General features: G+C 69.2%; 14 protein-coding genes. 10 read left to right on the top strand and 4 right to left on the bottom strand.

Annotated features, from left to right (window positions below; translation table 11 throughout):
• Positions 1 to 5 precede the first annotated feature (5 nt).
• On the bottom strand, positions 6 to 698 hold the full coding sequence (locus ACQEVO_RS12190) for a phosphatase PAP2 family protein (RefSeq protein ID WP_432912302.1): 693 nt from the start codon (positions 696 to 698) through the stop codon (positions 6 to 8).
• Between the two features lie 92 nt (positions 699 to 790).
• Here ACQEVO_RS12190 and ACQEVO_RS12185 point away from each other — a divergent pair, with 92 nt between their 5' ends.
• From ACQEVO_RS12185 to ACQEVO_RS12155, 7 genes are all read left to right on the top strand, one after another.
• Positions 791 to 1,111, top strand: coding sequence for a DUF6191 domain-containing protein (locus ACQEVO_RS12185; RefSeq protein WP_432912301.1), 321 nt, complete (start codon positions 791 to 793; stop codon positions 1,109 to 1,111).
• A 72-nt stretch (positions 1,112 to 1,183) separates the two neighbouring features.
• A complete protein-coding gene (locus ACQEVO_RS12180; RefSeq protein ID WP_432912298.1) occupies positions 1,184 to 1,807 on the top strand; it encodes a TetR/AcrR family transcriptional regulator in 624 nt (207 codons plus the stop codon).
• A gap of 46 nt (positions 1,808 to 1,853) precedes the next feature.
• Positions 1,854 to 2,084, top strand: a complete 231-nt coding sequence (locus tag ACQEVO_RS12175; protein WP_432912295.1) for a hypothetical protein — start codon at positions 1,854 to 1,856, stop codon at positions 2,082 to 2,084.
• Positions 2,085 to 2,104: 20 nt separating this feature from the next.
• Entirely contained in the window at positions 2,105 to 3,211 is a 1,107-nt protein-coding gene (locus ACQEVO_RS12170) for an SPFH domain-containing protein (protein WP_432912293.1), read from the top strand.
• A 25-nt stretch (positions 3,212 to 3,236) separates the two neighbouring features.
• On the top strand, positions 3,237 to 3,623 hold the full coding sequence (locus ACQEVO_RS12165) for a cold-shock protein (protein ID WP_432912291.1): 387 nt from the start codon (positions 3,237 to 3,239) through the stop codon (positions 3,621 to 3,623).
• A gap of 107 nt (positions 3,624 to 3,730) precedes the next feature.
• Positions 3,731 to 4,816, top strand: coding sequence for an ATP-dependent DNA ligase (locus ACQEVO_RS12160; protein ID WP_432912289.1), 1,086 nt, complete (start codon positions 3,731 to 3,733; stop codon positions 4,814 to 4,816).
• On the top strand, positions 4,813 to 5,823 hold the full coding sequence (locus ACQEVO_RS12155) for a DNA polymerase domain-containing protein (RefSeq protein ID WP_432912287.1): 1,011 nt from the start codon (positions 4,813 to 4,815) through the stop codon (positions 5,821 to 5,823). Before ACQEVO_RS12160 ends, ACQEVO_RS12155 begins: the two co-directional genes overlap by 4 nt.
• Positions 5,824 to 5,838: 15 nt before the next feature.
• Here ACQEVO_RS12155 and ACQEVO_RS12150 read toward each other — a convergent pair whose 3' ends face one another.
• The 3 genes from ACQEVO_RS12150 to ACQEVO_RS12140 all read right to left on the bottom strand — a co-directional run bounded on the left by ACQEVO_RS12150 (position 5,839) and on the right by ACQEVO_RS12140 (position 8,604).
• Entirely contained in the window at positions 5,839 to 6,627 is a 789-nt protein-coding gene (locus tag ACQEVO_RS12150; protein WP_432912285.1) for a hypothetical protein, read from the bottom strand.
• A 170-nt stretch (positions 6,628 to 6,797) separates the two neighbouring features.
• Positions 6,798 to 7,469: a TetR/AcrR family transcriptional regulator gene (locus tag ACQEVO_RS12145; RefSeq protein WP_432912283.1), complete on the bottom strand. Its 672-nt coding sequence runs from the start codon at positions 7,467 to 7,469 to the stop codon at positions 6,798 to 6,800.
• The gene (locus ACQEVO_RS12140; protein ID WP_432912280.1) at positions 7,459 to 8,604 is read right to left on the bottom strand and encodes an acyl-CoA dehydrogenase family protein; all 1,146 of its coding nucleotides are present in this window, start codon (positions 8,602 to 8,604) and stop codon (positions 7,459 to 7,461) included. The genes ACQEVO_RS12145 and ACQEVO_RS12140 overlap by 11 nt, the downstream gene beginning before the upstream one ends.
• Before the next feature lie 197 nt (positions 8,605 to 8,801).
• Here ACQEVO_RS12140 and ACQEVO_RS12135 point away from each other — a divergent pair, with 197 nt between their 5' ends.
• The 3 genes from ACQEVO_RS12135 (at position 8,802) to ACQEVO_RS12125 (ending at position 12,106) form a co-directional block, all read left to right on the top strand.
• Positions 8,802 to 10,232 (top strand): SDR family NAD(P)-dependent oxidoreductase, encoded by a 1,431-nt coding sequence (locus ACQEVO_RS12135; protein ID WP_432912277.1) that lies wholly within the window; start codon positions 8,802 to 8,804, stop codon positions 10,230 to 10,232.
• 40 nt (positions 10,233 to 10,272) lie between these two features.
• Complete coding sequence (locus ACQEVO_RS12130) at positions 10,273 to 10,659, top strand: DUF2784 domain-containing protein (protein ID WP_432912275.1); 387 nt, start codon at positions 10,273 to 10,275, stop codon at positions 10,657 to 10,659.
• Between the two features lie 100 nt (positions 10,660 to 10,759).
• Positions 10,760 to 12,106 carry a CoA transferase gene (locus ACQEVO_RS12125; protein WP_432922608.1) on the top strand — a complete coding sequence of 449 codons (1,347 nt, stop codon included), beginning with the start codon at positions 10,760 to 10,762 and terminating at the stop codon, positions 12,104 to 12,106.
• Positions 12,107 to 12,154 lie beyond the last annotated feature (48 nt).

Raw genomic sequence — 12,154 nt, 5'->3', positions numbered from 1 at the left:
GCGCTCTACCTCGGCGAGGTTCCGGACACCGACTCGGCGAAGGTCCGCGACCGGTTCGCATCCGCCGATTCTGGGTCGCGCCGCTCCGGGGGTGCCGCCGCGCCGCTCCGGCGAAGCACCAGCACCCCGACCACCACCAGTAGTCCACCGAGGGACCAGCCGGCGAGGACATCGGTCGGCCAGTGCACCCCGAGGTACACCCTGGTGAGCCCGACCAGGCCCACGAACACGGCCGCGACCACCACGGTCACCCACGCCGCCACCCGATGCCGGAACCGCAGGAAACACAACGCGGCGAGCACGCCGACCACCGCCGCCACACCGGTGCTGTGCCCGGAGGGGAACGCCGGGCTGTCCACCGCGACCAGCCGCTCGCCGACCGGCGGCCGGTCCCGGCCGATCAGCTGCTTGGCGACCGGAACCAGCAGTGCCGAGGCCGCGCCCACCCCCGCGACCAGGACCGCATCCGCACGCCGGCCACGCCACAGCAACCACCCGCAGGCCAGGATGGCCAGCACCCACATGACCGCCGATCCACCGGCGTGTGTGAGCACGACCGCGCCGGTGGTCAATGGCTCCTCCCGTAGGCCGTGGAACCACTCACTCACCGGCCGGTCCAGCCCGGTCGCCACCCCGGCGAGTACCGACCCGGTCAGCGTGGCGAACCCGGCGACGAGCAACACAGCGACCAAGACCATGCGGTTCACGATAGTCGCCGGACATTTGCCGCAAATCGGGCGCCGTCTCACGCGTGCCCCACGGATGTGCCGACGAGACCTATCGTGAACCCATGGAAATCCTTTTCCTCGGCGCTCCGATGTTCATGCTGCTGCTCGGCGCGGCGGCGGCAGTGCGGTGGGTCCACACCCGGTTCCCGAAGACCGGGCATGCGACGAAGGCCCGCACCTCCACCCGGGTCGCCGCGGCGGGGGTCGAGGAGATCACCGCGTTCTGGTACGGCACGAAGCGGCGCGAACTGGACCAGCGAGCGGCGCAGTCCATGCTCCGCGAGGACCACAGCGACGGCGCGCCGCCGCGGAACCGGGTCGACCTCGCGCAGGGTCGCGCCGTGCTCGTCGCCCGGCAGCCGGCACCTGCGGCCGAGAGCTGAACGAATGCGCGGGCAACCGGCCGCCGCCACCACCCCACCGTGCGAATCATCGCGGCAGATTACTGTGGTCGGGTGCATGCAGACCAGCGATCGGACGACGGCGGGCCCCGGATCTGGGGCGGCACCACGCTTTCTGAGCGCAAACAGGCCCGGCGCACGGCGCTGCTCGAGGCCGCGCTCGATCTGATCGGGGAAGCCGGCGCGGCCGGGGTCACCATGCGGGCGGTCTGCCGGCGGGCCAATCTCACCGACCGCTATTTCTACGAAAGTTTCGCCAGCCGCGACGAATTGCTCGATGTGCTGTACCGGCAGACCGCCGACGATTTCCTGGAACCGATGACGGCGTTCGCCGTCGCCGACGATTCCTCGCGGGACCGCGCGCTGTCGGAGGCATTGGTCGACAAGGTGCTCGCCGATCCGCGGAAATCGCGGTTGTTCCTGGTCGAACCCTATTCCAGCACCGGGCTGGGGCAGACCACCATCTCGGTGATGCCGGCGTTCACCCGGCTCATCCAGGACCATCTCTTCGCCCGGATCGACGATCCGGTGCGGCGCCGGCTCGCGGCGGTCACCATGGCCAGCGGGAACGCGGGTATGTTCTCGGCCTGGCTCAACGGATCCCTGCGCGCGACCCGCGACGAGATCGTCGACCATCTGGTCGCCATGCTCGGTGCGTATCGCACGCTTTACCAGTAGCCTCGCGGGAGCGGAAATCGCCGCAGGGCTTGGAGGTTCACGAACTTTGGCCGACGAAGTTGTCGGGTCGACGGGTAAGCTGATCTCGCCGATCCGAGGCCCCGGGATGCTGGGTGAGATCCTGGTCGCCGTCCGAGGGGGAACCGAGGGGTACATCGCACGGGCCACCGAAGCCATCGCGGCCGGGAGCACCGTGCTCGTGGTCGCGGTCGATTCCGGCCGCATCGCCGATGTGGTGCCCTGGATACCTCTCACCCCGGACCCGGCGTCAGAGTAGACGAACGCGAGGAGTCATTCGTGCTGGGTTATCACGTCCCGGATCCCGACGAGGCAATGCTGGTCAGCGGTGCGCGCGGCAGCGACGCCGCACCGTTCCGGGTGATCATCGGCCGCGGCACGTGGGTGATGCCGTTCTTCCGCAAGGTCCGGTATCTGTCGCTGGCCATGTTCGAGGCCGAGATCTCCGAACGCTGCGTCACCAAACAGGCGATTCAATTGCAGGTGCGGGCGGTCATCGCTTTCAAGGTGGCCAACGACACCCCCTCGATCGTGAACGCGGCGCAGCGTTTCCTCTCCGAACAGGAGCAGGAGATGTCGGTGCTCACCGGGCGGATCTTCTCGGGCCACCTGCGCTCCATCGTGGGTTCGATGACCGTGGAGGAGATCATCCGGGAACGGCAGCGCCTGGCCGACGAGGTCCTGGTGGCCTCCAAAGTGGAGATGAGCAATATCGGCCTGTGGGTCGATTCGTTCCAGATCCAATCCATCGACGACGGCGATCTCGGTTACATCTCCGCCCTGGCCGCCCCGCACAACGCCGCCGTGCACCGGGACGCGCAGATCGCGAAATCGCAGGCCGCCCAGCGCGCGGCCGAGGCCGAACAGGAATCGCTGCGTAAACAGGCCGAATACTCACGCGAGACCTCGATCCTCAAGGCGAGCTACCAGCGCGATATCGACAAGGCCGAGGCGGAAGCCGCCGCCGCCGGACCGCTGGCCGCCGCGCTGGCCCAGCAGGAAGTGCTGAGTGCGCAGGCCGCCCAGGCCCGCAAGGAAGCCGAACTGCGCGAACAGCAACTGCAGGCGGAGGTGGTCAAACCGGCGCAGGCCGAGGCGGACCGGGTCCGGATCCTGGCCGAGGCCGAAGCGAACCGGACCCGGATCCAGGCCGAGGCCGCAGCCTCCAACAACCGGATCGCGCTCGACCAGATGCTGATCGAGCAGCTGCCGCTCATCGTCGAACAGGCCGCCCGCGGACTGTCCAATGCGAATCTGACGGTGCTCAACGGACCCGACGGGGTCGGTGAACTGCTCAACGGCATGGTCGGGCAGGGACTCACCGTGTTCAACTCCCTGCAGAAGGCACTGATCTCCGACGATCCGGAAAAACGCGATATAGAGTGACCGCGTAACTGCGGCGAGGAGCGGTGTGGTGGCCAGCGGGAAATTGGTGTCGTTCGACGCAGCGCGCGGATTCGGATTCATCCGGCCCGAGGACGGTGGGCCCGATGTATTCGTCCACGTCAACGATATCGGTCTCGGCGAAGACGAACTCCGGCAGGGCCGGACCTTCGAATTCGAGGTGACCGAAGGTGATCGCGGCCCGAAAGCGATCAATCTCCGGTCCTTCCGGGCGCACGGCCACCGCGCCGAGACCGCCGGGCGCGAGGGTTCCCGGCTCACCGCCGGCGAATATCTCCGGCTGGTCACCGAACTGCTGCTGGATGCCTCCCCGGCGCTCACCGCCGGGGAGATCGTCGTGATCCGGGAACGGCTCACCGATTTCGCCGCCGAGCAGGGCTGGATCGCGGACTGAACGCCGGCATCCGCCGATATGCCGGCACGAACTCCTATCATCGGGAGCGATGAATCGGCGCCGGCCGCGGCGTCGATACGGGTGAGGATCGACCCGAGGAGGATCGCGTGGATCTACCGGTGATGCCACCCGTACGCCCCATGCTGGCCAAAACCGCCCCCGAGATACCGGACGGGCCCGGACTGAGCTATGAACCCAAATGGGACGGTTTCCGCTGCATCGTCTTCCGCGACGGCGACGAAGTGGAGCTCGGGTCCCGTAACGACCGGCCGCTGACCAGGTACTTCCCCGAGGTCGCCGACCTGCTGCGGACGGCCCTGCCGCCCCGCTGTGTGGTGGACGGGGAGATCGTCGTGGTCACCGGGCACGGTCTCGATTTCGATGTTCTGCAGCAACGGCTGCATCCCGCGGCATCGCGGGTCACGAAGTTGGCGGCGGAGACCCCCGCCAGTTTCGTCGCGTTCGACCTGCTCGCGCTCGGCGACCGCGATCTCACCGAGGCACCGTTCGGCGAACGCCGCCGCCTGCTCGAGTCGATTCTGGACGCCGCGCCCGGCCGGGTACACCTCACCCCGCTCACCGGCGACCCGGCGCTGGCCCGCGACTGGTTCACCCGATTCGAGGGCGCCGGGTTCGACGGGGTGATGGTGAAGGCCGACGACCAGCCGTATCAGCAGAACAAACGGGTGATGCTCAAGGTCAAACACGAGCGCACGGCCGACTGTGTGGTCGCCGGGTTCCGCCGGCACAAGGACGGCGCCGGCGTCGGCTCCCTGCTGCTCGGCCTCTTCGACGACGAGGGCAACCTGCATCATGTGGGGGTCGCCAGCAGTTTCACCGCCGCGCGCCGCAGAGAACTCGTCGGCGAACTCGCGCCCTACCGGGAACACGCCTTGGACAACCATCCGTGGCGGGACTGGGCCGATGCCGCGGCGCAGGCGGCCTCGGGTGGGTCGATCCCGGGTGGGGTCAGCCGGTGGAGCGCGGGCAAGGATCTGTCCTGGGAACCGTTGCGCACCGAACTGGTGGCCGAGGTCCGGTACGAGCATGTGCAATCCGGCCGGTTCCGGCACGGTGGGCGACTGGTCCGCTTCCGGCCCGACCGCACCCCCGAGTCCTGCACCTACGCCCAGCTCGACGAAGCCGCGCCCGCCGAACTGCGGGAAATCTTCGGGGCCCCGGTGGCGAAATGAGCGAAGCGGCCGAGATCGAGGTCGCCGGGCGCGCCCTCACCATCAGCAACCCCGGCAAGGTGTATTTCTCCCGGCGCGGCGAGACGAAACTCGATCTCGTGCGCTACTACCTGAGCGTCGAGGAACCGTTCCTGCGGGTCAACGGCGGACGGCCGCTGCTGCTGGAACGGTATCCCGACGGGGCGTCGGGTAAATCCTGGTTCCAGAAGCGGGTGCCGAAATCGGCGCCGGACTGGCTGCACACCGTCGAGGTGTCCACGCCGAACGGCACCACCAGTGATGCGCTGGTGGCGCACGATATGGCCCATGTGCTGTGGGCGGTCAACCAGGGGTGCCTGGGGTTCCACGTCTGGCCGAACCATGCCGCCGAGCTGGGCATCGCCGACGAACTCCGGATCGATCTCGACCCCTCACCCGGGATCGGTTTCGGCGAACTGCGGGCAGCGGCGCTGCGCACCCGTGAACTGTGCGCCGAACTCGGTATCGACACCTGGGTGAAAACGTCGGGGTCGCGCGGCCTGCACCTCTATATCGCGCTGGCACCGCGCTGGGACGGGTACCAGGTGCGCGCCGCCGCGGTCGCGCTGGCCCGCGAGCTGGAACGCCGGCATCCCGAGGAGATCACCGCGCACTGGTGGAAAGAGGAACGCGGGCGGCGGGTGTTCGTGGACTACAACCAGAACGCCCCGCACAAAACCGTCTTCGGGGCGTGGTGTGTGCGGCCCAAGGTCGGCGCGCAGGTCTCCACCCCGGTCCGCTGGTCGGAATTGGATGCGGTGGTTCCGGAGGAACTGACGATCGCCACGGTGCCGGCGCGGCTCGCCGAAACGGGCGACCCGTGGGCCGAACGGCCCCCGCAATCGATCCAACCGCTGCTGGAGATGTCCGAGCGCGATATGGCTGCCGGTCTCATGGACGCGCCGTGGCCACCGCAATACCCGAAGATGCCGAACGAGCCGCCGCGGGTACAGCCCAGCCGCGCCCGCAAGCCCGGCCCGGCCGGCTAGTCCGGCAGCCGGGGATCACGACGTCCACAACACCCAGGCACCGTTTTCACACACCAGCGCACGGCCCGCGGACGTACGGGCGGTCGCTGCCGCGCCGGTCGTACAGTCCTCGCCTTCCGCGTGCACGGACTCGGCGACCCGGCGCGGGCCGGACCATTGATATCCGGTGACCGACTCCGCGTCGACCAAACACAGCAGGGTGGCGCCGTCGGCGGCCACCCCGATCAGGGCGGGTTCGGGGCAGGCGGTGTCCTGTTCGGCGACCGGCGCCACACTCCCTGGGACGGGCCGCGGGGACGGTGGCCGGGTGGACGGCGCGGAAAGTTGTGTGGACGGCGCGGGAATCGACACGGCGGTCGCATTTTCCACCGGGCCGGTGGCCGGATCACCCGCCGCTACTTCGGACCCGGCGGTCACACCCAGCGCTTCGCCGACCCGGGAGTACATGTCCGAGACCCGGTCCCGGGGCAGGACGACGAACGCCACCAGTGCTGCCGCCTCGAGCGCACCGAGCAGGAATGCGGTGAACGCCATGAACCGGCCGCGGGGATGGGAGAACGCGATGAGCCCGAAGACGATCGCCACCGGGAAAAGGAGGACCAGCGCCGCCACCAGCGCGACGACTGCATACGGGTTGACGACCGGCCGGTCGATCTCGAACGACGGTTCGTCGGCGTAATCGATGTCCACCGGTTCCGCGATCGGATCCGGTCGGCGGCGACCCGCACGCACCGGCGGTTCGGCGTCGCGATCGGGCGGTACCTCCGGCCAGCGCTGCTCACCCCAGCGCTGCGAATATGCCATGCACGACCCCTTCGACCACCGCCGGGGAAATCCGGGGTAGTCGTCCCCGCCCGGCACTGCGGCCAACAATAGGTGGGATCGGCACGCCGCGCCGCGAAACGGGAATTGTTCACATCACAGTTGTCCACCCGACACGCCGTGATTTCCCATAACGAGACCCGCCGGCCCGCTCAGTTGTCGCCGCGTACCCGGGGCAGCGATTCGGTGACCAGGGTGGTCAGGACGTCGACCAGTAGTGCATGCACCTGCTCGCGGGTCATCGTGCCGCGGGTGAGCCATTCCCGCCCGGCGACTTTCACCAGCCCGCCGTAGGCGCGGACCATGGCCCGGCGCGGTTCGGCCGCCTCGTCGCCGGACAGTCCGATCATGGCCAGCAGCCGCAGGGCCGCGGCATCGTCGGCAGCGTCCAGGATCTGCTGTACCTCGGGGTCGTCACCGACGCCCTCGTGGCTGGTCACCTTCACCCAGGTGCTGCCGTGCTCGGAGATCGTATCCAGCAGCCAGCGGACACTGGCGTCGATCCGTTCCCGGGTGCTGCCCGTGGGCACCGCGAACTCGTCGGCGCGGGGCAAGGTCACCATTCTGCGAACCACCGCGAGATAGAGGTCGCGTTTGTTGCCGAAGTAGTGGTTGATCAGGCCCCGGGCCACACCCGCGCGTTGCGCCAGTTCGGCTGTGGAGACCGCCGCGTACGGGCGTTCCCCGAACATATCGATGGCCTTGGCCAGGATCTGCGCACGCCGCTCGTCGGGTTCGAGGCGGCGGCGCCGCGCCGGTGCGGCGCCGGCGGATCCGTAGGCGGTTACGCCGGGACCGAGGCCGCGTTCGAGATCAGAGTCCACGGGCGATGAGATCTTTCATCACCTCGTTGCTGCCCGCGAGGATCCGCAGCACCCGCGCGCCCGTATAGAGCTGGGAGATCGGGTATTCGGTCATGTACCCGTAGCCGCCGAACAACTGCAGGCAGCGATCCACGACGATACCGAGCTGATCGGTGGACCAGTACTTGGACATGGCCGCCGTCTGGATATCGAGTTCGCCACGCAGATGCCGGGTGATGCAGTCGTCGAGGAAGACGCGGTTGGTACGCGCGATGGTCGCGCATTCGGCGAGCTCGAACCGGGTGTTCTGCATTGCGAACAGCGGTTTGCCGAAGGCCTCCCGGCCCTTGGTGTACTCGACGGTGAGTTCGACCGCGCGTTCCATCATCGCGACCGCCATGATCGCGGTGACCAGCCGTTCCTGCGCCAGCAGCTGCATCATCTGATAGAAGCCCTGCCCCTCTGCCCCGCCCAGCAGGTTCGCCGCCGGCACACGCAGACCGTCGAAGAACAGTTCGGCGGTGTCCTGGCCCTTACCGCCGATCTTGGACAGGATCCGCCCGCGGGTGAAACCGGGCGTATCGTCGCCGACCTCGGCGAACAGCAGCGATACCCCGGCCGCACCCTTCTCCGGGTCGGTTTTGGCGGCGATGATGATGCCGTCGCACAGCCAGCCGTTGGAGATGAAGATCTTCGAGCCGGTAATCACGTACTCGTCGCCCTCGCGGACCGCGCGGGTCTTGATCGCCTGCAGGTCCGAACCGGTACCGGGTTCGGTCATCCCGATCGAGAGCACCATCTCACCGCTGCACGCCTTGGGCAGGATGCGCTTCTTCAGCTCGTCGGACCCGAATTCGGCCAGGTACGGCGCGATGATCGAACTGTGCACCGGGATACCGAGCGCACCGTCACCGGCCCGCACCTGTTCTTCGATGATCGCGGCCTCGTGGGCGAAGGTCCCGCCGCCGCCGCCGAATTCCTCGGCGACCGCCGGGCAGAGCAGGCCCAGTTCGCCGGCGCGCCGGTACAGCGCCTTGTCCGGGTGGCCTTGTTCGATGAACCGCTCCTCGTGCGGCACCACTTCCTTGTCGAAGTAGGTGCGGGCGAGTTCCCGTACCGCCTCGACCTCGTCGTCACTCCAAGCGGGGCGTGCCATATCCGCGTCCTTCGGTCGTGATCACCCAGCCCGGCACCGTTCGTGCCGGATCGTTCGGGAACGACTTTCCCGCACTATTGGCATTATGTCAACGACGTCGGCGCGGCGCCCACCGCGCCCGGCGTCGCTGCCGATCCCGCGCCTTGCCACAATGGTGGCCACGCTTCCCCAGCTCACGAAGGACATTCCCCGACCCGATGGCCGAGCCCAGTATCGATCCGAACGACCTCGCCACCTGTCTGCGCGTTCTCGACCAAGCCGGCCGGCTCGAGCCCGGCCATCCCGATTCGGTCACCGTCCAGCGCGCGGTCGGCGGCATGTTCAAAGAACTCAAACGGCAACGCCGTATCGCCGCCAAACAGGCCAAACTCGCCGCGGACCGCGCGGTCGTAGCCGCCACCGCCACCGGATCACCGAACCGGATCGACGACGAGACCGCCGGTATCCCGATCAGCTCGGCCACCAGTGGAACCTCTGCCGGGACCTTGCTGCGCGCCCGCGGCTGCTACATCTGCAAGGAGAAGTACACCCGGGTCGACGCCTTCTACCATCAGCTGTGCCCGGACTGCGCGGCGATGAGCCACGGCCGCCGCGACGCCCGCACCGATCTCACCGGCCGCCGCGCCCTGCTGACCGGCGGGCGGGCGAAGATCGGCATGTACATCGCGCTGCGGCTGCTGCGCGACGGCGCGCATACGACGATCACCACGCGCTTCCCCAACGATGCGATCCGCCGGTTCGCCGCCCAGCCCGACAGCGCCGACTGGCTGCACCGGCTCCGGATCGTCGGTATCGATCTGCGTGATCCCGCGCAGGTCGTGGCGCTGGCCGATGATGTGGCGGCGCACGGGCCGCTCGATATCCTGATCAACAACGCCGCGCAGACCGTACGCCGCTCCCCCGGCGCGTACAGCGCCTTGGCGGCGGCCGAATCCGATCCGCTCCCGGCCGGTGCGCTGCCCGAGAAGGTGACCTTCGGCCAGACCACCCGCGCCCATCCGACCGCGCTGACGGCCTCGCTCACCCCCGGCCTCACCGGTGCCGATGTGGCCGAATTGGCGCTGGTCGCCGGATCGGCCACACCGGACCGAATCGCCCGCGGAGTCGCGATCGACGCCGGCGGCCTGGTCCCCGACCTCGCGCACACCAACAGCTGGGTGCACACTGTCGGCGAGGTCGACCCGACCGAACTGCTCGAGGTGCAGCTCTGCAATTCGGTCGCGCCGTTCATCCTGGTATCCCGGCTCCGCCCGGCACTGGCCGCGGCCGCGGCCCGACGCAAGTACGTGGTGAACGTCTCCGCCATGGAGGGCCAGTTCTCCCGCGGCTACAAAGGTCCCGGCCATCCGCACACCAACATGGCGAAAGCCGCCCTCAACATGCTCACCCGCACCAGCGCCGGCGAGATGTTCGACACCGATCGCATCCTCATGACCGCGGTCGACACCGGCTGGATCACCGACGAACGCCCGCACTACACCAAGGTCCGCCTCGCCGACGAGGGGTTCCACGCCCCGCTGGATCTCGTGGACGGCGCCGCTCGCGTCTACGACCCGATCGTGCGCGGCGAGGCCGGCGAAGATCTGTACGGCTGCTTCCTGAAGGACTACCGGCCCTCGCCCTGGTGAATCCCGCGCCGCGGCCGCGATCAGGACATACCCTGGAAGGGTGTGGTACCGGCTGCTCGCCGATCTGACCGCCGCCGCGCATGTGCTGTTCATCGGCTACGTGGTGGTGGGTGGCTTCGTGGCCTGGCGGCTGCCGCGCACCATCTGGCTGCACGCCGGCGCCGCGGCCTGGGGGTTCGGCACCGTACTGGTCGGCTACGACTGCCCGCTGACCTATGCGGAGAACTGGGCGCGCGAACGTGCCGGGCTGCAGGGCCTGCCGCCGGAGGGGTTCATCGACCACTACCTCACCGGTGTCGTCTACCCCGAGAGCATGCTCGGCGAGGTGCGGATACTGGTCGCGGCGTGCGTTCTGGTGTCGTGGGCGGGCTGGTGGTGGCGGACCCGGCACCAGCCCAGCGGCTCCACCGCCCGGCCCATCGGCTGAGCCGGGTGCACCCGCGGTGACGATGTGATGAAAATCGCTGTGCCAACCGGTAACCCGGCAATCGCCCGCCTCGGGGGCCAGTACGCTCGGAGCAGTGGACGTGGGTGCACGGCTGGTCCGTGATTACGAGGACGGCGCGGGTGTCGCCGAGTCCGGCCCGGTGGACTGGCCCGACCCCGGGTCGTACCTCGCCGCCACGCTACCGGTGTGGGGGCTCGCCGCCGGATCCATACAGGCATTCCTCGCCGCCACCGACCGCTATCGGCAGGCCACGGGCACCGCGCCCATCCGGCATCGCCTCGACCCTGCGCGGATCGCGGCATCGTTCACCAGCGATCGGTTGCTGCGGATCGACGGTGCCCCCATCACCGCCTTCGCCGACCTCTCCGGTTTCTTCCCCACCTTCGACGGCTGGGTCCGCACGCACGCGAACTATCCGCACCACCGCGCCCGGCTGCTGGATGCGCTGGAGTTGCCCGCCGACGCACCCGTCGAGCAGGCCGAAGCCCGGATGGCGATGATCCGCGCCGCGGATCTCGAAGAGCTGGCGGCAGCCCGGGGCGCGATCGTGGTGCAGGTCCGCGACGAGGCGCAGTGGCGCGCACATCCGCAATCCGGTTCGGCCGCGGCCGGTCCGCTGGTGGCGCTGGTACCGCGCGCCGACCGGCGCCGCTACACCCTGCCGATCTCCGGGACCCCCTATCAGCCGTTGCAGGGTGTCCGGGTCCTCGATCTCACCCGGGTGATCGCCGGCCCGGTGGCGACCCGCGCGCTGGCACTGCTCGGGGCGGAGGTGCTGCGGGTGGACCCACCACATCTACCGGAGATCCCCTGGCAGTTCACCGATACCGGCCAGGGCAAACATTCCGCCCTGCTGGACCTGCGGACGGCGGATACGCAGTGGGAGAGCCTGCTCGACACCGCCGACGTGCTGGTCACCGGTTACCGGCCGGGTGCCTTGGAACGGCTGGGCCTGGCCGGCCGGCCGGGTCTGATCCATGCCCGGGTGAGCGCCTGGGGTTTCACCGGACCGTGGGCCGGACGGCGGGGTTTCGACAGTATCGTGCAGGCCGCCACGGGAGTCGCGGTCATCGAGGGTGCCTCCGCGATACCCGGTGCCCTGCCCGCCCAGGCGCTCGATCACGCCTCGGGCTATCTGCTCGCGGCCGGTGTCGTCGACGCGCTGGCCGCCCGGACGGCCGACGGCCTCGGCCGCGACGTCCGCGTATCGCTGGCCCGGACCGCGACCTGGCTGCTGTCCGAACGCGGCCGCACGCCCGACCATCCGGCCCCGGCGGTCCCCGGGTCGGGCACCACCGTGACGCACGGGCGCGTTGTCACGGCCGCGCCCGCTCTGGCCGAGTTCCCCGACTACCCGTTCCCGGCCGGCGGGTACGGCCGTGCCGAGCCGCGCTGGACGGAGACACCGGAGCGCAGGCCCGGTTGAGCCGGACCCGGACGCCGGTCTCCCCACTTGCGATGCCCAGTGCGCACG

Source organism: Nocardia sp. CA-290969 (assembly GCF_050936135.1).
GTDB lineage: Bacteria > Actinomycetota > Actinomycetes > Mycobacteriales > Mycobacteriaceae > Nocardia.
The sequence above is the reverse complement of the archived record's forward strand: the minus strand, read 5'-3'. Positions and strand labels throughout refer to the sequence as shown.